A 25,578-nucleotide genomic window follows, 5' to 3' on the forward strand; every position below is an offset into this window, starting at 1 on the left:
CCGTCAGGCGGTCAGGTCACGCTCCCACTGACGCGGACCAGCGATCCGAGCGACGTATGCCGTGGCCTCCTTGGCCGTGTCCACGGCCAGGCACGCGTCGTCCAGCTTGCCGGCGAGGCCGGCGGCCGTGACGAGCGCCTCCGTGCCTGCACCCAGCCCGATGACCTTGCAGTGGGCGAAGGCGTCGGTGAGGAAGTCGCGGGCGGTGGGCTCGTCGGCCAGGGCCGCCTCGCCGACCGCGCCGGCGAGGATCGCGACGGTGTCGTAGAGCACCGAGGGCGCACCGGCGACCGCCTGCTTCGCCTCGAGCAGCGAGCCGTCGGAGAGGGTGGCCCCGCCGACCTTGAGGGCGATGACCTCGACCGTGCCGCCGACCTTGACGACCGCCTTGGTGAGCCGCTTGACCGCGGCCGCGTCGGCCCCGTCCCCGACGAGGAGCCCGAGCTTGCGCCCCTCGAAGGTCTCCTTGGCGTTGGCGAGGATGCTCAGCGCCGGTGAGGGCTCCGTCTCGAGGACGGGAGCGGCCGGCTCGGAAGCCGGCGGAAGCGGCATACCCAGCTTGTCGGCCACACCCGAGGCGAGGACGTCGTGGACGTTGCGCAGGTTGGCGAGCATCCGCTCGCGGATCGCAGGGATCTCGCACTTGCCCAGCTCGAAGGCGTAGGCGGCGATGATGTGGTCCTGCTCGACCGGGGTCTGGCTCAGCCAGAACTGGCGCGCCTGGCTGTAGTGGTCGGCGAAGGACGCCGAGCGGATGCGCCGGGTCTGGCCGGCCACCTCGCCCGGGAAGGGCACGTGCCCGTCGGGCCCGGCCTCGCGCGGACCGCGGTCGGCCCCGGTGAAGGAGTTCGGCTCGTAGGTCGCGCGGCCGGGCTGGGTCGACGTCTGCATGTGGCCGTCGCGCTGGAAGTGCGCGACCGGGCACCGCGGCGCGTTGACCGGCAACTGGGAGAAGTTCGTGCTGCCGAGCCGCTTGAGCTGGGTGTCGAGGTAGGAGAAGTTGCGGCCCTGGAGCAGCGGGTCGTTGCTGAAGTCGATGCCCGGCGGGACGTTCTGGGTCATGAACGCGACCTGCTCGATCTCGGCGAAGACGTTGTCCACGACCCGGTTGAGCGTCATCTTGCCGACCGGACGGACGGGGACGAGCTCCTCGGGGATGATCTTGGTCGCGTCGAGGACGTCGAAGTCGAAGGAGTCCGCGAAGGCGTCGTCGAAGACCTGGATGCCGAGCTCGTACTCGGGGAACGCGCCGCTCTCGATGGCGTCGAAGAGGTCGCGGCGGTGGAAGTCGGGGTCGGCGCCGTTGATCTTGACCGCCTCGTTCCAGACGACGGACTGCATCCCGAGCACCGGCGTCCAGTGGAACTTCACGAAGGTGGACTCGCCGGCGGCGTTGAGGAAGCGGAAGGTGTGGACGCCGAAGCCCTGCATCATCCGGAACGAACGGGGGATCGCCCGGTCCGACATCTGCCACAGCGTCATGTGCGTCGCCTCGGGCATGAGCGAGACGAAGTCCCAGAAGGTGTCGTGGGCCGACTGTGCCTGTGGGAAGCCGCGGTCGGGCTCCTCCTTGACGGAGTGCACCAGGTCGGGGAACTTCACCGCGTCCTGGATGAAGAAGACGGGGATGTTGTTGCCGACGAGGTCCCAGTTGCCCTCGTCCGTGTAGAACTTCGTCGCGAAGCCGCGCACGTCTCGGGCCAAGTCGAAGGACCCGAGGTTGCCGGCGACGGTCGAGAAGCGCACGAAGGTCTCGGTCTGCTTGCCGGCCTCGGCGAAGATGCTCGCGCGAGTGATGTCGGCCAGCGACTCGTAGGCCTCGAAGACACCGTGGGCGCCGTAGCCACGAGCGTGCACCACCCGCTCCGGGATCCGCTCGTGGTCGAAGTGGAAGATCTTCTCGCGGAAGTGGTGGTCGGAGATGAGCGTCGGCCCGCGGTCGCCCGCGCGCAGCGAGTTGTTGTCGTCCTGGACCGGCGCGCCGTGCGCGGTCGTCATGACCGGGCTGTCGCCTCCGGCCCGCTGGTGGAGCTCGCCACCGTTGCCGATCTCGTCGGCCGGCTCGGCGGCCCGGGTGGCCTGCGATGCCTTGGCTGGCTTGGCTGGCTTGGCTGGCTTGGCGGCCTTGGCTGCCTGGGCCGCCTTGGGTCGGGAAGCGGAGTCCTTCTTCGTCGCCATGCTGGTGTGTCCCTCTCGCAGTTCTGTTCCCCGAGGCATCGCCTCGTGGCCGTGCGCTCGCGCTGACGACGCTAGAGCGCCGCCCCGACACCCGGCACCCCCCTTCGGGTGTAGTGCCAGCCATGCTCTCGAAAAGGGCATGGCTGCAGTTCATCCGGACTGTCCGGGTGACCTAGTGTGAGAGCCCCGACTGGAGGAGGACCACGTGGTCCACATCGTCCGAGAGTTCGAGGTGCCCTGTCCGCAGGACGCCGCCGTCGCCTATCTGGCCGACTTCGCCAACGCCGTGGAATGGGACCCGGGGACGGTGTCGTGCGAGCGCATCGGCGATCCGGGCGCGCCAGTGGTGCCCGGCACGAAGTGGGCCAACGTCAGCAAGGTGCTCGGTCGCGAGACGTCGCTGGAGTACGAGCTGACGAGTCTGGCGCCGGACGGAGTGGTCCTCGACGGCCACAACAAGACTGCCTCCTCGCGAGACGACATCGGCGTGACTGCCATCGGCGACCGGCAGAGCCGCATCCGCTACGAGGCCACCATCACGTTCAAGGGGTTGGCCAGGCTGACCGACCCACTCATGAGCCTGGTCTTCCGCAGGATCGCCGACGAGACGGTGCGCGACATGACCGCCGCCCTGACCCGCGTGGGGGTGCAGCATGGCTGACCGGGACCCCAAGGAGCTGACCGCGCAGATCATGAAGGCGACGCGGATCGCCAGCCTGACCTACGTCGACGACGCGGGACGGCTCGTCTCGACGCCCATGGGGACACAGGACTTCGACGACCCGGGCACCGTGTGGTTCATCACCGAGCTCGACACCGACAAGGTCGCCGCGATCCGGCAGCGACCCGCCGTCAACGTCGCCTATGCCAGCGACGAGGGGTGGGTCTCGCTCGCGGGCACCGCGGTCATCAGTGAGGACCGGGCCAAGCTCGAGGAGCTGTGGGACCCGTCCGTGTCGGCCTTCATGAAAGGCGACGCCCAGACTCCCAACAATGGGCTCATCAAGGTCACGGCCGACACGGCGGAGTACTGGGACTCGCCGGGCAGGGCCGCGATGATCGTCCACCTCGTCAAGGGTCTGGTCACGAACGACAAGGCGCAGGACGAGGACGACGACAGCAGCGGGGTCGTCCAGCTCTGACCGGGCAGGCAGGCGAGAGAGGGCAGGTGGCAGCGCGATGACCTCCATGCACGCGGCGGACGCCGTCGTGGTCGGGGCGGGACCCAACGGCCTCGTGGCCGTCAACGCGCTCGTCGACGCCGGGTGGGACGTCGTGCTCGTCGAGACCAACGACGAGGTCGGTGGGGCCGTCCGCAGCGCGGAGGTCACGGCCCCGGGCTACCTCAGCGACCTGTTCAGTGCGTTCTACCCGCTGGCGGCAGCCAGCCCGATCATCCGCGACCTGCACCTCGAGCAGCACGGACTGGTCTGGCGCAAGGCGCCCGACGTCCTCGCCCACGCCCTCGACGACGGCAGCGCCGCGGTCCTGCGCGACTCGGCGGAGGACACGGCGGCCGGGCTCGAGGCCGAGGGTGCCGGTGACGGTGACGCCTGGCTCGAGCTCGTGCACGGGTGGGACCGCATCCGTGACCCGCTGCTCGACGCCCTCTTCACCCCGTTCCCGCCCGTCGTGTCCGCCGGCCGGATGCTGCGACGGCTGGGGGCCGCGGACACCCTCGACTTCGCGCGCCTGGCCGTGACGCCCGTGCGGCGACTGGCGCAGGAGCGGTTCACCGGTCCCGGTGCCGGACTGCTCCTCACCGGCAACGCGATGCACAGCGACGTCCCCCCGGACGCCGCCGGCAGCGGGATGTTCGGGTGGCTCCTGTGCATGCTCGGTCAGGACGTCGGCTTCCCGGTGCCCGAGGGTGGCGCGGGTGAGCTGGCGCAGTCGCTGCGACGGCGCGCCGAGAGCAAGGGCGCACGGGTGATCACAGGGTCGGCCGTCACGGCGGTCACCGTGGAGCACGGGCGCGCCAGCGGGGTGCGCCTCGCCGATGGACGGCAGGTCGCGGCTCGACGCGCCGTGCTCGCCGACGTGCCGGCCCCCGCGCTCTACCGAGACCTCCTCGCCGGGCAGTCGCTCCCGTCACGGCTCCTGCGCGACCTCGACCGCTTCCAGTGGGACAACCCGACGATCAAGGTCAACTGGGCTCTGGACCAGCCGGTGCCGTGGCGGGCCGAGGGCGCACGGGGGGCCGGCACGGTGCACCTCGGCGTCGACACGGACGGGTTCGTCGACTTCGCGGCTGACCTGTCCGTCGGTCGCACCCCTCAGCGCCCGTTCATCCTCTTCGGCCAGATGACGACCTCGGACCCGAGCCGCTCGCCCGTGGGCACGGAGTCGGCCTGGGCCTACACCCACGTCCCGCACGGGCTGGACTGGACCGGGGACCGGCTCACCGAGCACGTCGAGCGCGTCGAGGACGCTGTCGAGCGAGTGGCTCCGGGCTTCCGCGAGACCAGGGTCGCCCGGCACGTGCAGTCACCCCAGGACCTCCAGCGCGAGGACGCCAACCTCGTCGACGGCGCGATCAACGCCGGGACCTCTGGGGTGCACCAGCAGCTCGTCTTCCGCCCCACCCCCGGACTCGGTCGGCCGGAGACACCGGTGGCCGGGCTCTATCTCGCGAGCGCGTCGGCGCACCCCGGCGGAGGCGTCCACGGCGCCTGCGGATGGAACGCCGCCCGCGCCGCGCTCGGCGCCAATGCTCGTCTCACCGGTGGGGCGCGTCGAGCGCTGGCCAGGACAGCCTGGGGCCGGTTGCTGCCTCGCGACTGAACCGGTCGGCCGCCATGCCTCAAGGTGGTTGTCAGTGACCGTCGCTGGCCGGTGGGAGTCGTCGGGTGCGGGTGACCTCCTCGGCCACGAGGTACAGCTTCTCGTTGCGACTCATACTCACCTCGCGCAGCAGCTCGAACGCTTCTTCGCTGGAGAGGTCTCTGGTGGCCATGAGGATGCCGACAGCAACCGAGATGATGCGGCTGGACTCCAAGGCCTTGGTGAGATGCTCGCGATCCAGCTGTCGCAACTCTGCCTCCAACGCCAGGGCCGCGAACGGCTTGATCGCCAGGGCCGCGCTGACGTCGGCGTCGGTGAACGCGGCGACGTGGGCTGAGTAGTAGTTGATGGCGGCGTGTTCCTTCCCGCCAATCGGAAGGCGAATGCTCAGCATGCTGCGCACGCCGATGTCTGTGGCGCAGCGCGATCCGAACTCCGGCCAGCGCTCGTCCGTCCCGAGGTCATCGGACTGTATGACGGGCGGGCCGATTGACGCGTCCAGGCACGGTCCTTCGTTGAGCTCGTACTGCAGCGCGTCGACCTTGTAGGGCCGCTCTCCTGTCGCCGCCAACGTGACCGGTGTCTGACCAGGGCGCAGCAGACTGACTCCTGACGCCAGGGCGTGTGGCACGGAGCGCGCCGCCTTGCTCACGACCTGCTCCACGGTCAACGGCCCGTCTTCACCGGAGATCTCAACCGCACTCATCGGTTCCCTTTCCCTGCAACCGCTGTCGCGTTCTCACGGCATCGGTGCTGCGCGCGCATGGGCCGAACCACGCCTGCGACCCACATGCTCGACCAGGCATCGGCCGGCGAGATGCACTCTGACTCGCGCCTTACCCGCGATCCGAGCCAGCAAACCGACCTCCGCCATGGATGCACTGGTCTTGGCTCCGCAGCGAGACAGGAGTTGCCGTCCCGGGGTCGGTCCAGCTAGGCCGGTGGACGCTGCCCGTTCTGGTGACGGCCCTCGACGAGGAAGGCGAGCCGCTTGAGGGCCTCGACGTTGCGCGGGCCGATCGCGAGCTGACGCGCCGGCTTGGGGATGAGGGTGCCTGGTCCGCTGGAGGCGTCCTCCTCGATCTTCACCGTGCAGCCGCCGTCGCGGGGTGTGATCGAGATTGCCACGCGGGCCTCGCCGGCCGGCCAACCCCGGGCGGTGAGGACCAGCTCACTGGGCTCGGTGGAGCGCTCCACCCTGGTGGTGTCGTTGATGAGCAGTGGCCAGATGCCGAACGAGTGGTGAATCTGCGCATCCTCGGCGGGCCAGGCGTCGTCGACGTCACGCACGCGTGAGGCACCGACGACCCAGGTGGCATAGAACCACCCGTCCGCCAGCACGTCCCACACCGCTTGCGCGGGTGCGTCGACGTCACGGGTGACGGTGATGACTCCGTCGCTCTGGTCCATGGTCAGCTCCTTCGGGGTGTCACGCTGCGGACGATGGTGGCGCCGGCACCGAGGGCGGCTCCGGCGAGGGTGGCACCGCGCATCCAGTGTCGACCCCAACGGCCGTGCAGTGCCTCACCCTCAGGGAGGGGAGACAGCACGTTGCCGGGAGAGTTCTCGACCTCACCTTGGGAGAGGCCTCCGACGCGCATGAGCGGGGTGACGATCGCGTCGAAGACTGCCGGTGCCATCCGGAACCCGGACACGACGAGATGGTTTGCCAGGCCGACCGAGACCTCCCGTCGGGGGTGCGTGAGCGCCCGCACCGCTGCTCGGGCGACCTTCTCGGGAGGGTCGACCGGGGGCGGGGGCCGGCCGTGCCGTTCGAGATACGTCCCGGCCTGGAGGTAGACGGGTGTGTCGACCCCACCCGGCCAGACCAGGCTGATGTCGATGCCCGGAGTGCTGCGGGCCTCGAGCTGCAGGGTGCGGACGAGGCCATGGACCCCCCACTTCGCCGTGACGTACGAGCTCATCCACGGGGTGCTGATCTTGCCGAGCAACGAGCCGATCACCACCAGACTTCCTCCGCCCTGCGCGGAGAAGGCCTCCAACGCCACCCGCGCGACGTTGGCCGTGCCGGTGAGGGTGGTGTGGATGGCTGCGTCGAACACCTCCGCGGGCACGTCCTCGAAGCGCCCGTAGGCCAGCGCCGCCGCCGAGTGGATCACCCCGTCGACTCGCCCGAACCTGTCCTGGGCCGCGTCGAACGCGGCCGACACGGCTTCCGGGTCACCCACGTCAGCGACCGTGACGATGGCCTGGCCACCCCGTGCCAGGCATTCGTCACGAACCGTCTCGAGTGCCTCGCGCGAGCGGGAGAGGAGGACGAGCGAGGCACCCTCGTCGGCGAGCTGCAGGGCAGTCGCCCGCCCGATCCCGCTGGAGGCGCCGGTGATCAGGACGGTCCTGCCGGGGCTGGTCATGACCCCAGTCTGCCCCTCGAGCAGCGGAAAGGGGTCGTGAGGCGCACCCACACCACGAGTCAGGCGAGCTCGCGCCGGTAGTGCTCGGACAGCGCCGGGAAGTAGTCGTCGAAGTTTATGGCGGCGAGGTCCGAGGCGAGGTCGTCCCCCGTCTCCGCCGCCACGAGCCGGTCGAGGTAGTAGTCCCAACCGGGCCCCACCCCCTCGGCCAGCGTGCTGTCGGCGACCTCCTGCGCGAACGTCAGCGTCGTCACGCCCTCGGACTCGTCGAGGTCGAGCTGCCACCGCCACTCGAGGGTGTGGTCGTCGGGCCGGGCCGACCGCATGACGAGGCGCTGCGGGGCGGAGCACTCGTCGATGTGGATGGTCTCCTCGGGAGCATCTTCCGCCTCGGCGGTCATCCAGAACGAGACCGCGCCGCTCGTCGGGTCGCCGCTCCAGTGCCCGATCCAGCGCACCAGCCGGTCCGACTCGGTCACCGCTGCCCAGACATCCCTGATAGGTGCGCGAAAGGTGCGTTCGAAGACGAGGTATGCCGTCCCCTGCCGTTCCTCGCGTCGGCCCGTCGCGCTCGCGGTGTGTGACTTGGTCATGCCGTCTCCTCTGTCGAAGGGGTTGTCCGTGAAGGTGATGCGGAACGTGATGCGGTGGTCGGGGTGGCGCGGTCGCGGACAGTGCGGCGGACCTCGAGGTCGAGGCCGTCGAGCACCGAGTCGCTGAAGCGCGGCGCGGGTGCGAGCGCGGAGAGGTAGTCGGCCACCGGTGCGAGTCCACTGCGCTCGAGCCGGTAGTGCCGTTCGCGTCCGACGTCGTCCGCGGTGACGAGTCCCGCCTCGGTGAGGACGCGTAGGTGTCGGCTGATGGCCGGCCTGCTGATGGGGTGCTCGCCGGCCAGGTCGATGACCCGGGCCGGACCGTGCGCCAGTCGGGTGACCAGGTCGCGTCGGACCGGGTCCCCGAGAGCGGCGAAGGCGTCCATGACCTATTGGTAACGCGATAGTTACCAATCTGTCAAGGGAAAGAACTTGGGAAGGCGTGTCGAAATCGACCGCGGCCGTCCGGCATACCGGTCAGAAGGCGCCACACGGGTGCCTCACCACCGAAGGAGACGAAGTCATGGGTTCGATCACCAGCAGCCTGTTCATCTCGCTCGACGGCGTCATCGAGTCGCCGGAGAAGTGGCACTTCCCCTACTTCAACGACGAGATGGGCGCCGTCGTCGGCGAGCAGATGGGCAAGGCCGACGCCACCCTGCTCGGGCGCCGCACCTACGAGGAGTTCGCCGGCTACTGGCCGCAGGCCGACCCGGCGGACCCGTTCACCGCGCAGATGAACGGAGCCCGCAAGTACGTCGTGTCGACCACCCTTGCGGAGGCCGAGTGGGAGAACTCGTCACTCATCGACGGCGGTGACGGCCACGACCTCAAGGCCGAGCTGACCGGGCTCAAGCAGGAGCACCACCTCGGCGCGACCGGCAGCGCCACCCTGGTCCGGTGGATGCTCGAGCAGGGCCTCGTCGACGAGCTGCACCTGCTCGTCCACCCGATCGTCGTCGGGACCGGCAAGAAGCTGTTCGCCGACGGAGCGAGCGTGCCACTCACCCTTGCCTCGTCCACTACGTTCAGCACCGGGGTGCTGCACTTGGTCTACGCCCCCACGAACGCCTGAGGAGAACAGCGATGCGCTACATGGTCATGCACTACCAGACCCAGGAGATGGAGGACGGCGTCGTCCCGTCCCCCGAGGAGCAGGCCGCCATCGGCGAGTACATGCGGGAGGCGTCGCTGTCCGGAGTCCTCCTCGGCGGCGAGGGCGTGCACGGCAGCAGCAAGGGCGCCCGCGTCGAGGTCACCGACGGCTCGGTCCGCGTCATCGACGGACCCTTCGCCGAGGCCAAGGAGCTCATCGCCGGCTTCGCGATCCTCGACGTGTCGTCGCTCGAGGAGGCCATCGAGCACGCCCGCAAGTTCGCGCTCATCGTCGGCACCCACCGCGTCGACGTCCGGCAGGTCGTCGAGTTCGCCGACCTAGCCTGACATGAGCACCGCAGCCGTCGACGCGACGATCGCCACCCTGTGGCGCGTCGAGTCGCCGCGGCTCATCGCTCGCCTGGGCCGGCTCGTCGGCGACCTCGACACCGCCGAGGAGCTGGCCCAGGACACGTTCGCCGCAGCGGTCGAGAAGTGGCGGTCGGACGGCATACCGGACAATCCGGGAGCATGGCTGACGACGACCTCGCGCTATCTCGCGATCGACCGGATCCGCCGTCGGGACACCGGTCGTGACAAGCTCCGGACCGTCGCGGCGACCACTGCCGAGACCTCCGAGATCGACGTCGACCGCATCGTCGACGGTGACCTCGCCGACGACCTGCTGGGGCTGGTCCTCATGTCCTGCCACCCGCTGCTGGCGCCCGACGCGCGGTCCGCGTTAGTCCTCAAGCTCGTCTGCGGTCTCACGACGGCCGAGGTGGCGCGGGCCTTCCTGGCGCCGGAATCGACTGTGGCACAACGCATCGTGCGTGCCAAGCGCACGTTGGCCGCAGCCAACATCCGCTTCGAGCTGCCGGGGGTCGAGCAACGAGGAGAGCGGCTCGACGGGGTGCGGGAGGTCATCTACCTCCTGTTCAACGAGGGGTATGCCGCGACGTCCGGTGATGCGTGGGTGCGCACCGACCTGTGTGCCGAGGCGGTGCGACTCGGCCGGATGCTCGCGGCGCTCACGCCTCGTGACCCGGAGTCGCTCGGACTACTCGCGCTCATGGAGATCCAGACGTCGCGGCTCGCTGCCCGCGTCGGGCCGGACGGCGAGCAGGTGTTGCTGCTCGACCAGGACCGTTCTCGCTGGGACAGGTTGCTCATCCGTCGAGGGTTGGAGCTGATCGACCGGATCGACGAGCTGCGTGGGACGGCCGGGCCCTATGCCCTCCAGGCCGCGATCGCCGCCTGTCACGCGCGGGCGATGACTGCCGAGGAAACCGACTGGCTGCGGATCGCAGCGCTCTATGACGGGCTGGTCCAGGTCGTGCCCTCACCGGTGGTGGAGCTCAACCGGGCGGTGGCGGTCGGGCGGGCGTTCGGCGCCGAGGCGGGGCTCGAGGTCGTCGCTCCCCTGCGGGGGCTGCCGGCCCTGGCGAGCTATCACCTGCTGCCGGCCGTCGCGGGCGATCTCGAGTGCACGGCCGGTCGGCACGAGCAGGCGCGCGAGGACTTCCTGCGTGCGGCATCGCTGGCAGGCAACACGCAGGACCGCGCGACGATGCAGCAGCGGGCTGCGGAGTGCGCGGTGCACTCGACGTGACCGACACGGTCGGCGCGATGACGCGACGCGACGGCCACGATGTGTGAACCTTGGCGCCATGACGGAGGCGGGGGAGCTGACCGAGGTGGGGGACATGAGCGAGACACGGGAGCGCGAGCAGCGTGAGACGTCGGGGACGTCGGGGAGGTCGGTCGAGCCGGACCGGTGGCGAGCGCTGCCGGGGTGGGCCGTGACGGTGGGCGGTGGCGTTGCCTTCTGGCTGGTGGGCTACCTGCCCTGGATCGTCGAGGGGATGCAGGTCGAGGTCTCGTCGGCGTGGAGGTTCGACACCCTGGAGGGTCCACGGGTCGCCCTTCCCTTTGGGCAATATGCCTTCCCGACGCTCCTCGTCAGTGGGGTCATCGGTGGCACCGCGGCGCTGGCCGTCTCACACTTCGCGGTTCCGACTGTGGCTCGCGCTCGAGCCCTCGCCGGGGCGGGCGCGCTCGTCGCCGTCGTCGTGTCACTTGCGCAGACCCTGATGACGGTCCTCCCCGCACTCGTCCCCACGGACGAGGCTCGGCTGCTCGTCGGCGCGTTGGTCGTCGCGATCCTCGGCTCGGCCGCTTTTGGAGTGCTCGTCGGTGCCGGAGTCGCTCGCAGCGACGGTTGGCCCTGGTTGCTCGGCGGGGCAACCGCTGCGTCGCTGTCAGGATTCTGGCTCGTCGACCTCATGGCCCGTGGACCGGACGTCGACCCGCAATGGGTGCTGAGCCTCGCCCAGTGGCACCCATGGGTCAGTGGCATCCTCCTGGGCGTCGTCCTCGCCGTCTTCGGGATCCAGCCGACGAGCCGTCTGGTTGGCTGGGCCGCTGCGCTCGCCATCGCCTGGGTCGTGCCCCCGGTGCTGACGGCTCTCACCTACGTGACCTTCTCAGCCGGCCAGGGATCCTTCGGCCGTGGCCAGATCTTCGAGGTCGTTGATGCGGGGCTCGACGTGTTCGTGCGGTCCCTGCTGCCGAGCAACCATCCGATCTGGCCGGTGGCTCTCACGCTCGTCGCCGCCGGCGCCGGTGTCAGCTGGAGGGCCCTGGCAGCCAGCGACCGTCCCGCATGAGAACCCACAACACCATCGGCGTATGTCGTCCTTCTCGCCTTCGTCACCCTCCCGCCTCCGTCACATATGGCGACGCGCGCTCAGTTGCTCCTTCGTCGCAAACGCACGCATCGCCCTATGTGACTCGGTCTGCCGCCCGGCTCACCTTGCCGACCACCCAACTCTTGTCAGAGGCCGTGGGTAGCGTCGTGTCAGCGGGTTGTGAGCCGCCCCGACGTCGGCCACGCCCTAGCGAATTCGACTGTGCCAGTGCGCAATTCACGCCATCCTTGTGGCCTCAGAACTTGACAAACGAACACGTGTTCGAGGATAATGGTGGGTATGGACGAGGCACCCGGGGACGACATCGCGCGGCTGCGTGCGGTGTTGGAGGGTGCCCGGGAGGTGCTCGCGTCCGATGGTGGCGGGCAAGGGGCGTTGGGGGAGGTGCTGGCTCGGTTGAGCGGTCCAGAGCTGGCGGAGTTCATGGGGTTGCTGGATGAGGTGAAGGCTCGGGCAGGGGCGGGTCAGGTGCGGGTGGTTGCGGAGGCGGCGCGCCGGGGGGAGTTCACCTCGGCCCGGCGTGGGGTGGGGTCGGTGCACTCCTGGGTGCGCGAGCACGCGCCGTCGTTGTGCCAGGGGGGCGCGGGGCAGGTGGCGCAGCTGGCGCAGGAGGTGGCGTGCTCGGTGCCGGGTGGGTTGTGGTCCACGGCGGGTCCGGGGGCGGGGGCGTACGCGGACCCGGAGCGGGCGGAGGGTGTGGTGTGGGCTCGTGTGGTCACCGGGGAGGTGGCGCCGGGTTTGGCGTTGACGGCGCTGAAGGAGATGGCCAAGCTCGCCGACCACCTGCGCCCGGGCGCGGTCCCGACGGTGGCGGGCGCGGTCCTGGACCATGGGGTGCGGTGGGGGTGCGCGGAGGCTCGGCGGTTGCGGCCGCATCTGTTGGCGATGTTCGGGGTCGAGGGCGAGTTCGACGATGCGCAGCGCAGGTTGCGGAAGGCGGCGTACCTGACCTGCCCGCGGGTCAACGACGCGGAGATCACGGAGTACCGGTTGGGGTTGACCCCGGCGCAGGCGGCGACGTTGGAGGCGGTGATCGGGCCGCTGTCGCAGCCGGCCCCGAACGAGGTCACGGGGGAGCGGGACCTGCGCCCGGCGGAGCAGCGTCGCGCGGAGGCGTTGGCTGGGGTCTGCGGCCGGGTCGCGGGCGAGGACGCCGCGCAGCAGCCTGCGGGTGGGGCGTCGACGACGTTGCACGTGAGGATGACGTTGCAGGACCTGATCGAGAAGCTCCGCTCCCAGAACGCAGACAGCGGCGACAACCCCGACACCACCAATAGCAACCCGAACAGCGACACTGACGCCGCCACTGGCACCGCCTCTGCGGGCTCGATGACGGGTACGGGTGCTGGGTCGGGGTGTGGGCGGGTGATGGTGTCCCGGGCGCAGGCCACGATGCTGTCCCCGGCGGTGGTGCGACAGCTCGCCTGCGACGCCGATGTCATCCCGATCGTGCTGGGTGCCGACGGTGAGGTCCTGGACCTGGGCCGGGCGGTGCGGCTCTTCACCCGGGCTCAGCGTCGCGCGTTGTGGCACCGCGACGGTGGGTGCACCTACCCGGGGTGTGACGTCCCGGCCGGGTGGGCCAAGGCGCACCACCTGGTCCATTGGGTCGACGGCGGCCCCTCGGACCTGGCCAACGCGGCGCTGTTGTGTCAGCGGCACCACACCCAGGTCCACGACCAACGCCTCACCGCAACCGTGCACCCACCCGACGAACACGCCCGGTCGGTGACGTGGGACCTGACGCCCGGCTCCTACGACCGGGACCTGCCCGCGCGCCTGACCGCGATCCGGCGCGCCCGAGCGAAGAACCACCCCGACGCGCACCCGGACGCAATCGAACGGACCCGCCTCGACACCGGACCACCCGACCCCTGGACCCACGAACCACCCGCACACCTCATCGCCCACTGGGTCGACCAGTGGATGGCCGAGCACCAAGCAGAGGGCTGGGACCTCACCGCCTGAGCTCGCCGCGCCGTCCCACACGCGCCGTGCCCTCGCGCGCGCGCCAGGGTCCTAGTCTCAGGCCATGACCACCGTGGCGTTCGTGCTCGCCGGCATCGCAGCTCTCATCCACGTCTACATCTTCCGGCTCGAGTCGCTCGCCTGGACCGACCCGAAGACCCGAGCTGTCTTCGGTACGACCCCCGAGACCGCCGAGGTGACCAAGCCGCTGGCCTACAACCAGGGCTTCTACAACCTCTTCCTCGCGATCGTCGCCCTCATCGGGATCGCGGTGGGCGTCTTCGGCTCGGCGTCGTCCGACGACGTCTCGTCCGCACTGATCCTTGCCGCCTGCGGTTCGATGGTCGCAGCGGCGCTGGTCCTCGTGACGAGCGACCGCCGCAAGCTCCGCGCCGCCCTCACCCAAGGCCTCGCGCCGGCTCTCGCCGTCCTCACCCTCGTGCTCAGCTGAGCGGCGGAGTAGCGTCGCTGACATGCCCGCGCCCGTGACGTTCAACGAGTCCGCCGATCTCGACCCGACCGTGCCGCCCTCAGGCCCCGGCTGCGCCGACTGCACCGCAGCACAGGGTTGGTGGGTGCACCTGCGGCGCTGCACTGCCTGTGGCCACATCGGCTGCTGCGACTCGTCACCGGCACAACACGCCAGCGCCCACGCCCGGGAGAGCGGCCACCCCATCGTGGCGAGCTATGAGCCCGGCGAGATGTGGTTCTGGAACTACGCCACCGAGGAGATGGGTCGAGGACCCGCCCTTGTCGAACCCTCCGCGCACCCGGAGGACCAGCCGGCTCCGGGTCCGCAGGGCCGGGTCCCGGACAACTGGCGCGATCTCATCCACACCTGAGCGGACGGCATACCGGACTCATGACGGACACGACCCGTCCCCTCGGCGAGCAGCAGTATGTCGAGCTGACGACCTTCCGCCGCAACGGGACCCCGGTCTCCACCCCCGTGTGGATCGCCCCCGACGGCGACGACCTGCTCATCGTCACCGTCGACGAGACGGGGAAGACCAAACGCCTTGCCCACACCGCGCGGGTCGAGCTGCGACCCTGCGACGTGCGTGGGAACGTGCCACCGGACGCTCCGCGGTATGCCGCCCGCGCACGTGTTGATCGTGGCCCGGACGCGGTGGCCCGGGTGAAGCGGGCGATCGGTGCGAAGTACGGCTGGTGGTACCGCGCGCTCACCCTCGTCGAACCCGTCCTCGCCCGACTGCCCGGTCGCAAGGTCCGGGCGGCCATCGTCATCACCGACGTCAGGCTGCTCGGGTCCTGAGCTCCTTCTCGATGGACCGGGCGAACCCCGAGCCCATCGCGGCCAGCACACCGTGCATCGTGGTCTGGATGGCTGGCCTGGCGAGCCGGGGGAAGGGCAGCTCCACCGAGACGGTGAGCTCGATCCGCAGTCGCGTGGACTCCTCGCCGCCGGCGTCGCTGAGGTCGTATCGTCCGTCCGTGCCGGCGAGCTCCTTGCCCTGTCGCGGTGGTGCGTGGCTGAAGGTGATCGTCGACTTCGGGTCATAGGTCATGGCCTCGGTGAAGCCCAGCTCGAACGACTGGCCGAGCACCGGGATCCTGACCAGCTGCCAGTGCCACAGGTCGCCCTCGGCCGTGATCGAACGGACCATCGGTGTGAGCCGGGCGACGGTCGCGGGGTCGGTGAGCACGTCCCAGACGAGGTCGCGCGGATACGACACGGTCGCCTCGGACGTCTTGGTCGCGGAGAAGGTCGCCATGGTCAGTAGCCCGACGACGAGCTGATGATCGAGACACAGGCGCCGCCGAGGACGAAGCTTCCCGATCGCCAGGCCGATCATGAGCCCGACACCCCAGGGGCGGGTGCTCCTTCCGAAGAGCAGGGGGATGCCCAGGAGTGTCGGGATGACCGTCACGAGAAGCACCTTGAGCTCGACCGGGCCGGGGAGCTCGACGAGGAGGAAGGCCAGCACCGGCGCGAAGATCGACACCGGCAGCCCGATGAGGAACCCGAAGAACGTCTTGGCCCAGCTGGGCAGTCCGGGGGCGGGCTGGTTCTGCTGGTACGGGTTGGAGGGTCCGTACGGCGGCGGCCCCTGTGGCGGTCCCGGCGGCGGTCCCTGTGGCGGACCCCCGGGCGGTGGGCCAGGCGGTGGGCCGGGCGGAAGCTGGGTCATCGTTCCTCCACGGTGTTCGAGGCGGCAGTCACCAGAGCTCCCACGGTCCGTAGCCGACGACGAGGGCGCCGACCCCGACGGCGACGAGCAGGGCGAGATAGGCGAGGACGAGGCGGGTGTCGCCGAGCAGGCACTTCGAGCGCATGAGCCCCGCACGCCGGGCCCTGGCGTAGCCGACGGCCCCGAGGCCGGCGAAGAGGACGAGCGCGATCGGCCCGAGCAGCCAGCCGAGGAGCGCGATGGTCGCAAAGATGCACAGCCGCAGCGGGTCGAACACCTCTGGCTCGCCGACCGGCGCAGCGCTCTGGACCGGGACGATGCGCGGGTCGGCCCGGCGCGGCGGGGCACCGCGCGGCGAGGTCGTGGGCAGCGAGCTCGCTCCCGGCTCAGTCACGTCGCCCTCCCGTGGCCGTGGAGATCCGCGTGCGCGACAACGGAGCCCACGCCTGCACCGCACAGAACGGCGCGCACTGGTGGGCGTCGGTCTCGGCGTTGACAGTCGCGACGTGGACGCAGCACTGGGTCAGCCGCTCCTCGATCATCGTGTTCATGTCCATGAACGGCTTGACCGTCACCCGCAGCACCCGCTCACCGAGCATCGCCCGCAGCCTCTCGTGCCGGCCCGGGAAGCTTCGAGGACGCGAGGGTGGCGAGGGTGCCGATGCCGATGTCGCAGTGGGTGCAGATGTCCCGCCAGACCGAGGCCATCGACGGGTGTGACAACGAGGACTGCTCGCTCAGCAGGTCGAGGAGGGAGCCCTTGACGATCGCCTTCATCGCGTCGGGGATCGTGTCGTCGGCGATCCGGTTGGCGAGCAGGTCGGGCTCGAGGTCGAGCCACTCCTTGAGCCGGTCGTGGCCGATGAGGCTCGTCAGTGACCGCCAGGAGCCGGAGTCGTCCTTGAGCAGGTAGCCGACCGAGCAGCAGTGCGGGTGGCTGCAGGGCAGCGCCGTGAGGTCGCGCCACGTCACCTGCCCAGCCGTCTGGCTCTCCAGCCTGGCGAGCACGCCGGTGTGGGTGAGGCGGTTGAGCGGGTCGACCCCGCCGCTGCGCCCACTCCCGAAGACCGGCTGGATCGTCACCCCGCCGACATAGGGCGTGTCGAGGGCCCGCTTGATGACGTGACCGATCTCGTCGTCGTTGACACCGAGCGCGGCGGTCATGGTCAAGGTCGTGAACACCCCTGCGGCAGACAGGCGTTCGACAGCCCGCTCCTTGAAGCGACGGATGTCGGCGCCCCGGTGGGCCACCGATGCCGCCGCGGACTCCCCGTCGTACTGGAGGTAGACCTCGACCCGCTCCCGGTGCCGACGGAGCAGCGCGACGAGCTCGTCGTCCTGTGCGACCCGCAACCCGTTCGTGTTGACGAGGATGCGCACGATGGGCCGAGCGATGACCGCCTCGAGCAGCTCCTCGAGCTGCGGATAGAGCGTCGGCTCACCGCCGGACAGCATGAGGACGTCGATCCGACCGTTCTCGCGCGAGAGGCGGGTGTCGATCGAGGCGAGCACCTGCTCGAGCGGCGCCACGCTGGCCAGCGCGGGCGACGACTCCGCGAAGCAGGTCGGGCACTTGAGGTTGCAGTGGTCGAGCAGGTCCTCGAGGAGGATGCAGGTGTGCTGGGTCTGCATCTGCGGCAGGCCGTCCTCGTAGGCGCTCGGCACCGGCTTGAAGTTCCCGGCCAGGTCCGGCTGGTGCACCTTCGTGGGCGCCGTCCACTGCTCGAGGTAGGCCAGGATCTCGGGCGACTCGTCATAGAGGGTGCGGACGAGCCCGTGGTCGGGACAGCCGCGCTCGAGCCAGACCCGGTCGTCCCGGACGGCGAGCCAGCCGCTGAGACGACGCACGTCCGCGAGGGGCCGGTCGGGCTGCTCCTCGTGGCACAAGGGGCAGAACGCGTTGACGTAACGGTGCACGCGGTAGTCGCGCAACGGCATACCGGCTCCTCGGGCACTGCTCACGCCGCCACCTCCGCGAGCCGCCGCTCGGGTGCCCCGGCATAGGCGCCGGAACGCCAGCGCCAGACGATGCGAGCGAGAAGGAGGGGGACGGTCACCGCGAGGAAGAGCTGTGGCCGGGTCAGGCCCAGCCAGGCCAGGTCGTTGCCGCGCACGAACTCGACGAGGAACCGGAAGGTCCCGTATGCCGCGACGTACCAGACGAACGTCTCTCCCGACGGGAGACCGCGGTGCCTCAACCAGAACCACAGCACCGCGAACGCACCGAGGTGGAACACGATCTCGTAGGCGAACGACGGGTGCAGCGGCACGCCCGCGACGCTGCCGACGGCCGCGGCCGAGGACTCGTCCAAGGTGAGGCCGAAGCCCCAGCCGGTCGGGGTGCCCGGCTCCTCGGTGAGCAGGCAGCCGATGCGACCGACGGCCATGCCGAGAGCCACCGCGGGAGCGAAGAGGTCGCCGGTCCGCAGCCGGTAGCCGGTCAGTCGCTTGGCGACATGGACCCCGAGCCAGGCCCCGACCAGTCCGCCGAGGATCGAGCGGTTGCCATGGGCCCACTGCTCGAGGAGCGAGGCGTTGGCGCGAAGATCCACGTGCTGCAGCCACGTGCCCAGACGCATGAAGAGGGCGCCACCGGTCACCGCCCCGAGCACGACATGGAGCAGCCGTTCGTCGGACTGTCCGCGCCGCCGCGCCTCGAGGAAGAAGACCGCTGCGGCGACAGCCACGCCCAGTCCCACGAACAGCTCGTGGGTCGGGATCGGGCCGACGTGGGGGATCACCCGTTCACCCTCTCACCGGCACCCGCGCACCGCTCGTCAATCGGCCGAGGACGAGTACGCGTACCCAGACCATGCTCGCTGCCCGTCACCTCGTGCCTCACCGCGAGCGACCCTGCGCTGGGAGGCTGACCCGCGCACGGGACGGGAGCACGCGGCATACCTCATGCAGGTCGGCGGTCCCGGAGGGCGGCCGTCAAGGATGCGTCAAGACGACGGGGGCCCCGCCCGAACGGCCCTAGCGTGACTCGTCGTGACGACACACACTCCTGCGGGGCCGGTCAGGAAGTGGCTCCTCGAGGTCGAGGACGCCGACCCCGGCGGCTACTACGAGGGTGAGCGCGAGGCCGAACGCAAGCAGCACGTCCAGCCGTGGTGGCGGGTCATGTGCCTCACCGGCGTCGACTACTTCTCGACCCTGGGCTACCAGCCCGGGATCGCAGCGCTCGCGGCCGGGGCCCTCGCGCCCGTGGCGACCCTCGTCCTCGTGCTCGTGACCCTCTTCGCGGCCCTGCCGATGTATCGGCGGGTGGCCGCCGAGAGCCCTCACGGCGACGGCAGCCTGTCGATGCTGCAGCGGCTGCTGTCCTACTGGCCGAGCAAGCTGCTGGTCCTGTCGCTGCTCGGCTTCGTCGCGACCGGCTTCATCGTCACCATCACCCTCTCGGCGGCGGACGCGGCGGCACACATCACCGAGAACCCCTTCGTCAAGGAGGCCCTCCACGGTCAGGAGGTGGTGATCACCCTCGCTCTGATCGCCGCGCTGGCGGCCGTCTTCCTCAAGGGTTTCAGCGAGGCGATCGGCGTGGCCGTGGTCCTCGTGGTGACCTACCTGGGGCTGAGCTCGGTCGTCCTCGTCCGCGGGATCGTCGAGGTGGTCGGGCACCCGACCGTGCTGGGCGACTGGACCGACCACATGACGGCCACCCACTCGATGCCCTTGGGCATCATCGGCGCCTCCCTCCTCGTCTTCCCGGCGCTGGCGCTCGGCCTGTCCGGGTTCGAGACCGGCGTCGTCGTCATGCCGTTGGTCAAGGGCGACCCGACCGACACGCACGACGCGCCGCTCGGTCGGATCCGCAACGCCAAGAAGCTGCTCACCGCCGCGGCGCTCATCATGAGCGTCCTGCTCGTTGGCTCCTCGCTGGTGACCACGCTGCTCATCCCCGAGCCGGAGTTCCAGCCGGGAGGGGAGGCCAACGGGCGCGCCCTGGCCTACCTCGCCCATGAGCTGTTCGGCGACACCTTCGGGACGGCCTACGACCTCGCGACGATCGGCATCCTGTGGTTCGCCGGGGCGAGCGCCCTCGCGGGGCTGCTCAACATCGTGCCGCGCTACCTGCCGAAGTACGGCATGGCGCCGGACTGGGCCAGCTCGACCCGCCCCCTCGTCCTCGTCCTCTCGGGCATCGCCGCCGTCGTGACCATCGCCTTCCGGGCCGACGTCGATGAGCAGGCCGGGGCCTACGCCACCGGGGTCCTGGCCCTGATGACCTCCGCCGCCATCGCGGTCTTCCTCACCGAGCTGAGGCGCGGCCACCGCCGGGCCGCGGCGTTCTTCGCCGTCGTGAGCGCGATCTTCGTCTACACCTTCGTCGTGACGATCGTCGAGCGACCCGAGGGCCTGCTCATCGCCCTCCTCTTCATCGCGATGATCCTCGTCGTGTCCGTGGCGTCGCGGATCTCGCGCAGCACCGAGCTCCGGGTGCGTGACGTCGTCTACGACGAGGGCGCGACGGCGCTGCTCGAGCGGACCTGCGACGGACGGAACCCGGTCCGCCTCATCGCCAACAAGCTGCAGAAGGGCGACGACTCCGAGTACGACGACAAGAGCCTCGAGGTCCGCGTCGACAACCATCTCAAGGGATGGCAGAAGGCCCTCTTCATCGAGGTCGAGATCACCGACGCGAGCGACTTCGACTCACCGGTCTCGGTGCGGTCGGTCACGGTCGGTCAGCACGAGATCCTGCGCGCCACCGGCACCTCCGTGCCCAACGTCCTCGCCGCCGTGTTCCTCGACATCCGCGACCGCACCGGCATCCCGCCGCACGGCTACTTCGAGTGGAGCGACCGGGCGCCGGGGGCCAACGTGCTGCGCTTCCTCCTCGCCGGCGAGGGCGACGTGCCGCCGCTCACCCACGAGATCCTGCGCCGGGCCGAGCCCGACGAGGCCCGCCGCCCCAAGGTCCACGTCGGCGGCTGAGACGAGGCGACGTCTCAGGGGACGAGGCCACGGTCCCTGGCGATCGCAGCGGCCTCGGTGCGTGAGGCGGCACCGAGCTTGGCGAGGATCCGCGAGACGTGGACGCTCGCCGTCTTGGTCGAGATGAACAGCTGCTGCCCGACCTGACCGTTGCTCAGCCCGCGGGCGACGAGCTCGAGCACCTCCTGCTCGCGCGGGGTCAGGGCGTCCGGACCGGCGCCGGTCGCGCCGCTCGCCCCGGTCGCCGCGGTCGCTGCGGCGAGGTCGTCGAGCTCGGCCAGCAGCGGGGCAGCCCCGAGACGGGTCGCCACCTCACGTGCCAGGTCCGCCTCGCGACGGGATCCGGCGGCATCGCCCGCGGCCTTGAGTGCCGCGGCCAGCCGGGACCGCGACCGCGCCGTCTCGTAGGCGTGGCCGTAGCGGTCGAAGGCGGCCACCGACTCCTGCCAGGCGGCGACCATCGCCTCGGGAGTGGGCGGTGCTCCGTGCCCTGACCGCCACTGGAGGCGGAGCAGCTCGGCGCGCAGCCGGGCGTCCCACGCCCAGGTCTCGGTGTTGGTCTCCTCGATGGCCTCGGTCGTCGGCTCGAAGAGCCCGCGCGCAGGCCCCGCGACGATCGCGTCCACCTTGTCCACCATGGTCTCGAGATCGGCGCGGGCGCGACGCAGGAGCGTGGCGTCGAGGGCTGGCGCCTGGGTCGCCGCCTGCCCCGCGACGAGGGCGGCCAGCCGGACGATCGCGTGGAACCGGCCCCACGTCCGCTCGAGCTGGTCGACCGCGTCCTCGGCGATGTCGAGGGCACGGGCGAGGTCCCCGCTGTGCCCGTAGTGCTCCACCGCGGGCATCACGAGCTGCACGATGCCGAAGCCGTCGACGTGCCACCACTCGCGCACTGCCGCGATCTCGTCCTCACCGATGGGCTCGCCCCGTCCGGCGCGGACGTTCATCAGCGCGGCCTCGAAGTACGACCGTCCCGGCTGCTGGAGGTAGGGGTCGGTGACGTGGAGCCGTCGCCGCGCGCCGTCCCAGTCGCCGATCTCGTATGCCGTGAGCCCACCGACGAGCCGTGACTCCAGACCGAACGGGGCCCAGTCCATGTGCAGCTGGCTCGCCAGGGCGGCGCCGCGGTCGTAGGACTCCAGGGCCTGGCCCAGGCGCCCCCGGCGGTGGTGCATCGTGGCGGCCTGGTGGTGGATCCGGACTCGCAGGGGATCGGGTCGGGAGCCCAGGTCGGCGAGCAGTCCGTTGATGTGGCGCTCGAGCGCGTCGAGGTCGTCATGGACCTCGATGACGCGCGACATGACGGCACGGATCTCGGTGAGGGCGTTCGGCAGCTCGAGGCGCTCCGCCAGGGCGGTGGCCTCCTCGCCAAGGTCGGCGGCCTCGGTGTAGTGGCGGGTGTCGACGAGCTGCTGCATGTGGGCGATGAGGACGAAGAGCCGGTCGGGACTGTCGCCGGCCGGGACGATCGTCATGGCCTCCTGCGTCATCTGGGGAGCGGTCTCGGCGAAGGCCAGGTCGATGAGGCGACCCCGGTTGGCGCACGTCGCGAGCAGGCGCGCCCGCATCACTGCCGTCTGCCCCGGCCCCGGGTGCTCGATCCGGTCACGGAGCAGCTGCACCGAGCGCACGACGTCACCGGCCGTCAGTGCCGCGTCGGAGGCCTCGAGGCTCACCTCGTCCCGCTCCTCGGCGTCCTCGCGGAGCCACCCGAGGGCCTGCTCGAGGTGCTGCAGGGCGTTGACCGGCCCACCGACTGAGAGGTCGGCGCGAGCGGCGCCGCGGGCGGCGGCCACTGCCGTGGTGAGGTCGCCCGAGGCCGCCGCATGTCGAGCCAGCTCGGACGCCGGGCCGAGGGTCGCATCGGCAGCCAGCGCACCGGCATACGCACGGTGGAGGCGAAGCCGCTCGCCCGGCAGGAGGTCGTCGGTGATCGTCTCGCCGAGCAGTGCGTGGCGGAAGGCATAGGCGGGAGGCCAGCGGGCCTCGACGACGTGGTGCTCGATCGCGTTGGCCACGGCGGCCTCGAGCTCGGACTCGGACAGCCCGGTCACCCGCTGGAGGAGCTCGTGGCCGACCGTGCGCCCGGCGATGGCCATCGTCCTGACCACCTGCTGTGCAGCGGGGTCGAGCTGCTCGACGCGGGCGCCGAGCACGCGCCCCAGTCCACCGGTCATCGGTCGGCCCGAGACCGCGCTGGCGGCGAGCTCCTCGGCGAAGAACGGGTTGCCCTCTGCGCGGCGGGCGATCTCGCCGACGATCCTGTCCGAGATGACGTTCGCGCCCGGTTGGGCAGGGGTGCCACCCTGGACGTCGGTGACGATGTCGCGAATGGCGCTGTCCGCCAAGGGCTGCAGGTCGTGGCGCTCGACCCCGGCGATGCGTGCCCAGACGGCGAGGGTCTCGTGGAGCGGGTGGCGACGGTGCAGGTCGTCCGAGCGGTAGGTGACGACGAGGGCGACCGGCGAGGCGAAGCCCCGGGTCAGCAGGAGCGTCATGAGGTCGCGCGACGAGGGGTCGGCCCAGTGGGCGTCCTCGATGACGACGAGGAGAGGGGCGACCTGGCCGGCAGCCGTCAGCAGCGCGTGCACGGCCTCGGCGACCTGGCCCGCCGAGTGGGTCGAGCTCGCGGCCTCGCGCCGGCCGGGCAGCAGCACGGCGAGGGCGGGTCGGGTGGAGACGACCTGCTCCACGGCCTCGGGTGCGAGGAGCTCGATCCCCAGGAGGAGCTCGGTGAACGGAAGGTAGGCGACACCGCTGCCGGACTGGCCGACGCAGTGCCCCCAGGCGACCGACCACCCGGCGGACTCGGCGTCGGCGGACATCCGGGCGAGCAGGCTGGACTTCCCGATGCCGGCGTCGCCCGACACGACGACGCCGACCCCACCCGGGTCGTCGAGACGCAGGATCTCGGCGACCCGGGCGAGGTCGGCGTCGCGTCCGACGAGCTCGCGGGCGGGAGGGGTCATGGGTCGAAGTATCGACGACTCGAGATCCTCCGGGGCGAGCCCCACTCCGGTGACCACCCGCTCAGCGGGCGGTGCGGGCGGCCTGGACGCGGGCGCGGACCCGGCGGATCACGTGGAGCGAGGAGCCGGGACGCTCGTGCACGTCGCTGGGCACTCCGTAGCGGGCCCGCATCTCGGCCTTGACGAACTCGGGGCTGAACACCGATGCATACATGGCGTGGTCCTTTCCTGACCTGTGGTTCCTGACCTGTGGTGCGTCGACTCGTGCCGACAGGTCAACAGTCGTCGGGTGAGGTAGGCGGCCACATCGGTCAGGTGCCGTATCTCGTGGGGGCCGGCTACCTCAGGCGGGCACCCGGACCTACCTCAGGCGCACGTATGCCGGGTGGTGGGGAGTTCCGTGGCGAGACAGTTCCGAACCGGGGAGATCCGGCAGCCGTCGCGTGGAAGTCCTGTGGAACACGCCTCCGTAGCGTTTTCTCCATCAACCCCGCACATCGGGAACACCCCGATGGACTCGATCCAGGAGAACGACATGAGCATCAGCCGCACCAAGAAGATCCTCGTCCCGCTCGCCACCCTGACCGTCGCCGGCGCCATCGCCGTCGGCTCCGGTGCGACCTTCACCTCCACCACCGGCAACACGATCAGCGCGGTCACCGCCGGGTCGCTGACGCACACGAACTCCAAGAGCAACGCCGCGATCTTCAACCTCTCGAACATCAAGCCCGGCGACACCGTCATCGGCTCCGTCACCCTCACCAACACCGGCACCCTTCCTGCCAGGTTCAGCCTCACCGAGACCCTGTCGGCCAACGCGTTCGGCGAGAAGGTCGCGGGTGAGAACTACCTCAAGCTGGCCATCCACAACGTCACGACGAACACCTCCGTCTACTCCGGCAACTTCGGTGGCCTCGTCGACGGCACGGCCACCGCCCTCGGTGACTTCGCGGCCGGCGCGGTCAACACCTACCGGTTCACCGTCACGCTCGACACGGACGCCCCGAACAGCCAGCAGGGCCTGTCCGCCAACGCCACCTACCGCTGGGACTCGGTCCAGGGCGCCGCGACGGTCACCGACCAGTCCTGACTCCTGAGCACAACGGTCGACATCCGGGTTGAGGCAGGGCGCCCCGTGGGGCGCCCTGCCACCGGCCCGGCCGCACCACCCACCTGAACCACCCCCAGACGCACCCCCTGCACCGAAGGAGCCCGAGATGCACCGCTTCGCCCAAGCCGCCCGCCGGACCGCGCGACTGCTCGGCACCGTGCTCCTGCTCGCCGTCACCCTCGGCGGCGCCGCCTACATCGTGCCCGGCCTCCTGGGCTATGAGCGCTACGTCATCACCGGTGGATCGATGTCCGGCGCGATCGAGCGCGGCTCGGTCGCCCTCGAGAAGCCCGTCCCCGTCGAGGACCTCGCCGTCGGTGACGTCATCACCTACCTGCCGCCGCCGACCAGCGGCGTCGACACGCTCGTGACGCACCGCATCACGAAGATCGCGCCCGGCAAGGACGGTACGACCATCTTCAGCACCCAGGGTGACGCCAACCCCGACCCCGACCCGTGGACCTTCAGCCTCGCCGAGGGCACGCAGCCGGTCGTGGAGCACTCCGTTCCCTGGGTCGGCTACGCCTTCGTGGCGATGGCCGACCCGCAGGTGAGACTCGCCGTCGTCGGCGGTCCCGCCGCGGTCATAGCCCTGCTCGCGCTGCGCGACCTCGTCGGAGCGCTGCGCCCCGCACGGACACGTCGCCCCGAGGTGCCCGCGCCGTCCGGATCCTCGGGACCGGCCCTGCCCGTCTGAGCC

Annotated in this window: 27 protein-coding genes; 14 read left to right on the top strand and 13 right to left on the bottom strand. The window is 70.6% G+C overall.

Annotated features, from left to right (window positions below):
• Positions 1-3: 3 nt before the first annotated feature.
• A complete protein-coding gene (locus tag ACZZ98_RS09285; RefSeq protein ID WP_463515963.1) occupies positions 4-2,178 on the bottom strand; it encodes a catalase in 2,175 nt (724 codons plus the stop codon).
• A 205-nt stretch (positions 2,179-2,383) separates the two neighbouring features.
• Between ACZZ98_RS09285 and ACZZ98_RS09290 the strand changes: the two genes are divergently transcribed.
• Genes ACZZ98_RS09290 through ACZZ98_RS09300 form a run of 3 tightly spaced genes read left to right on the top strand, consistent with a single transcriptional unit; the run spans position 2,384 to position 4,962 of the window.
• Positions 2,384-2,839 (top strand): SRPBCC family protein, encoded by a 456-nt coding sequence (locus tag ACZZ98_RS09290; protein ID WP_463515964.1) that lies wholly within the window; start codon positions 2,384-2,386, stop codon positions 2,837-2,839.
• Positions 2,832-3,320, top strand: coding sequence for a pyridoxamine 5'-phosphate oxidase family protein (locus ACZZ98_RS09295; RefSeq protein ID WP_463515965.1), 489 nt, complete (start codon positions 2,832-2,834; stop codon positions 3,318-3,320). The genes ACZZ98_RS09290 and ACZZ98_RS09295 overlap by 8 nt, the downstream gene beginning before the upstream one ends.
• Positions 3,321-3,357: 37 nt before the next feature.
• The gene (locus ACZZ98_RS09300) at positions 3,358-4,962 is read left to right on the top strand and encodes a phytoene desaturase family protein (RefSeq protein ID WP_463515966.1); all 1,605 of its coding nucleotides are present in this window, start codon (positions 3,358-3,360) and stop codon (positions 4,960-4,962) included.
• A gap of 31 nt (positions 4,963-4,993) precedes the next feature.
• On the opposite strand, the gene ACZZ98_RS09305 is transcribed toward ACZZ98_RS09300, so the two are convergent.
• The 5 genes from ACZZ98_RS09305 to ACZZ98_RS09325 form a co-directional block, all read right to left on the bottom strand.
• On the bottom strand, positions 4,994-5,614 hold the full coding sequence (locus ACZZ98_RS09305) for an ANTAR domain-containing protein (RefSeq protein WP_463515967.1): 621 nt from the start codon (positions 5,612-5,614) through the stop codon (positions 4,994-4,996).
• A gap of 281 nt (positions 5,615-5,895) precedes the next feature.
• A complete protein-coding gene (locus ACZZ98_RS09310; RefSeq protein WP_463515968.1) occupies positions 5,896-6,372 on the bottom strand; it encodes an SRPBCC family protein in 477 nt (158 codons plus the stop codon).
• A gap of 2 nt (positions 6,373-6,374) precedes the next feature.
• Positions 6,375-7,337, bottom strand: a complete 963-nt coding sequence (locus ACZZ98_RS09315) for an SDR family NAD(P)-dependent oxidoreductase (RefSeq protein WP_463515969.1) — start codon at positions 7,335-7,337, stop codon at positions 6,375-6,377.
• 59 nt (positions 7,338-7,396) lie between these two features.
• Complete coding sequence (locus tag ACZZ98_RS09320; protein WP_463515970.1) at positions 7,397-7,930, bottom strand: SRPBCC domain-containing protein; 534 nt, start codon at positions 7,928-7,930, stop codon at positions 7,397-7,399.
• Positions 7,927-8,316 (bottom strand): ArsR/SmtB family transcription factor, encoded by a 390-nt coding sequence (locus ACZZ98_RS09325; protein WP_463515971.1) that lies wholly within the window; start codon positions 8,314-8,316, stop codon positions 7,927-7,929. The genes ACZZ98_RS09320 and ACZZ98_RS09325 overlap by 4 nt, the downstream gene beginning before the upstream one ends.
• A gap of 137 nt (positions 8,317-8,453) precedes the next feature.
• On the opposite strand from ACZZ98_RS09325, the gene ACZZ98_RS09330 reads away from it, so the two are divergent.
• The 8 genes from ACZZ98_RS09330 (at position 8,454) to ACZZ98_RS09365 (ending at position 14,980) form a co-directional block, all read left to right on the top strand.
• Positions 8,454-9,005 (top strand): dihydrofolate reductase family protein, encoded by a 552-nt coding sequence (locus ACZZ98_RS09330; RefSeq protein WP_463515972.1) that lies wholly within the window; start codon positions 8,454-8,456, stop codon positions 9,003-9,005.
• Positions 9,006-9,016: 11 nt separating this feature from the next.
• Positions 9,017-9,373, top strand: a complete 357-nt coding sequence (locus tag ACZZ98_RS09335; protein WP_463515973.1) for a YciI family protein — start codon at positions 9,017-9,019, stop codon at positions 9,371-9,373.
• 1 nt (position 9,374) lies between these two features.
• A complete protein-coding gene (locus ACZZ98_RS09340; RefSeq protein WP_463515974.1) occupies positions 9,375-10,637 on the top strand; it encodes an RNA polymerase sigma factor in 1,263 nt (420 codons plus the stop codon).
• Positions 10,638-10,731: 94 nt separating this feature from the next.
• Positions 10,732-11,694: a hypothetical protein gene (locus ACZZ98_RS09345; RefSeq protein WP_463515975.1), complete on the top strand. Its 963-nt coding sequence runs from the start codon at positions 10,732-10,734 to the stop codon at positions 11,692-11,694.
• A 321-nt stretch (positions 11,695-12,015) separates the two neighbouring features.
• Positions 12,016-13,704 (top strand): HNH endonuclease signature motif containing protein, encoded by a 1,689-nt coding sequence (locus ACZZ98_RS09350; protein ID WP_463515976.1) that lies wholly within the window; start codon positions 12,016-12,018, stop codon positions 13,702-13,704.
• A 64-nt stretch (positions 13,705-13,768) separates the two neighbouring features.
• Positions 13,769-14,155 (top strand): DUF1304 domain-containing protein, encoded by a 387-nt coding sequence (locus ACZZ98_RS09355; RefSeq protein WP_463515977.1) that lies wholly within the window; start codon positions 13,769-13,771, stop codon positions 14,153-14,155.
• A 22-nt stretch (positions 14,156-14,177) separates the two neighbouring features.
• Positions 14,178-14,546, top strand: a complete 369-nt coding sequence (locus tag ACZZ98_RS09360) for a UBP-type zinc finger domain-containing protein (RefSeq protein ID WP_463515978.1) — start codon at positions 14,178-14,180, stop codon at positions 14,544-14,546.
• A 20-nt stretch (positions 14,547-14,566) separates the two neighbouring features.
• The gene (locus ACZZ98_RS09365; RefSeq protein ID WP_463515979.1) at positions 14,567-14,980 is read left to right on the top strand and encodes a PPOX class F420-dependent oxidoreductase; all 414 of its coding nucleotides are present in this window, start codon (positions 14,567-14,569) and stop codon (positions 14,978-14,980) included.
• On the opposite strand, the gene ACZZ98_RS09370 is transcribed toward ACZZ98_RS09365, so the two are convergent.
• Genes ACZZ98_RS09370 through ACZZ98_RS09390 form a run of 5 tightly spaced genes read right to left on the bottom strand, consistent with a single transcriptional unit; the run spans position 14,961 to position 18,598 of the window.
• The gene (locus tag ACZZ98_RS09370; protein ID WP_463515980.1) at positions 14,961-15,857 is read right to left on the bottom strand and encodes an SRPBCC family protein; all 897 of its coding nucleotides are present in this window, start codon (positions 15,855-15,857) and stop codon (positions 14,961-14,963) included. The two genes, ACZZ98_RS09365 and ACZZ98_RS09370, sit on opposite strands and share 20 nt — an antisense overlap.
• 28 nt (positions 15,858-15,885) lie before the next feature.
• On the bottom strand, positions 15,886-16,251 hold the full coding sequence (locus tag ACZZ98_RS09375; protein ID WP_463515981.1) for a hypothetical protein: 366 nt from the start codon (positions 16,249-16,251) through the stop codon (positions 15,886-15,888).
• The gene (locus ACZZ98_RS09380) at positions 16,244-16,456 is read right to left on the bottom strand and encodes a hypothetical protein (RefSeq protein WP_463515982.1); all 213 of its coding nucleotides are present in this window, start codon (positions 16,454-16,456) and stop codon (positions 16,244-16,246) included. The genes ACZZ98_RS09375 and ACZZ98_RS09380 overlap by 8 nt, the downstream gene beginning before the upstream one ends.
• Entirely contained in the window at positions 16,446-17,819 is a 1,374-nt protein-coding gene (locus ACZZ98_RS09385; protein WP_463515983.1) for a radical SAM protein, read from the bottom strand. The genes ACZZ98_RS09380 and ACZZ98_RS09385 overlap by 11 nt, the downstream gene beginning before the upstream one ends.
• Positions 17,816-18,598, bottom strand: coding sequence for a prolipoprotein diacylglyceryl transferase (locus ACZZ98_RS09390; protein ID WP_463515984.1), 783 nt, complete (start codon positions 18,596-18,598; stop codon positions 17,816-17,818). The genes ACZZ98_RS09385 and ACZZ98_RS09390 overlap by 4 nt, the downstream gene beginning before the upstream one ends.
• A 382-nt stretch (positions 18,599-18,980) precedes the next feature.
• On the opposite strand from ACZZ98_RS09390, the gene ACZZ98_RS09395 reads away from it, so the two are divergent.
• Positions 18,981-20,798 carry an APC family permease gene (locus tag ACZZ98_RS09395; protein WP_463517755.1) on the top strand — a complete coding sequence of 606 codons (1,818 nt, stop codon included), beginning with the start codon at positions 18,981-18,983 and terminating at the stop codon, positions 20,796-20,798.
• 14 nt (positions 20,799-20,812) lie between these two features.
• Here ACZZ98_RS09395 and ACZZ98_RS09400 read toward each other — a convergent pair whose 3' ends face one another.
• Together ACZZ98_RS09400 and ACZZ98_RS09405 are read right to left on the bottom strand one after the other, a co-directional pair.
• On the bottom strand, positions 20,813-23,767 hold the full coding sequence (locus ACZZ98_RS09400; RefSeq protein ID WP_463515985.1) for a helix-turn-helix transcriptional regulator: 2,955 nt from the start codon (positions 23,765-23,767) through the stop codon (positions 20,813-20,815).
• Between the two features lie 61 nt (positions 23,768-23,828).
• Positions 23,829-23,981: a hypothetical protein gene (locus tag ACZZ98_RS09405; RefSeq protein ID WP_463515986.1), complete on the bottom strand. Its 153-nt coding sequence runs from the start codon at positions 23,979-23,981 to the stop codon at positions 23,829-23,831.
• A gap of 321 nt (positions 23,982-24,302) precedes the next feature.
• On the opposite strand from ACZZ98_RS09405, the gene ACZZ98_RS09410 reads away from it, so the two are divergent.
• Positions 24,303-24,857 (top strand): TasA family protein, encoded by a 555-nt coding sequence (locus ACZZ98_RS09410; RefSeq protein ID WP_463515987.1) that lies wholly within the window; start codon positions 24,303-24,305, stop codon positions 24,855-24,857.
• Between the two features lie 127 nt (positions 24,858-24,984).
• On the top strand, positions 24,985-25,575 hold the full coding sequence (locus tag ACZZ98_RS09415) for a signal peptidase I (protein ID WP_463515988.1): 591 nt from the start codon (positions 24,985-24,987) through the stop codon (positions 25,573-25,575).
• Positions 25,576-25,578: the final 3 nt, after the last annotated feature.

Source organism: Knoellia sp. AC549 (assembly GCF_979258975.1).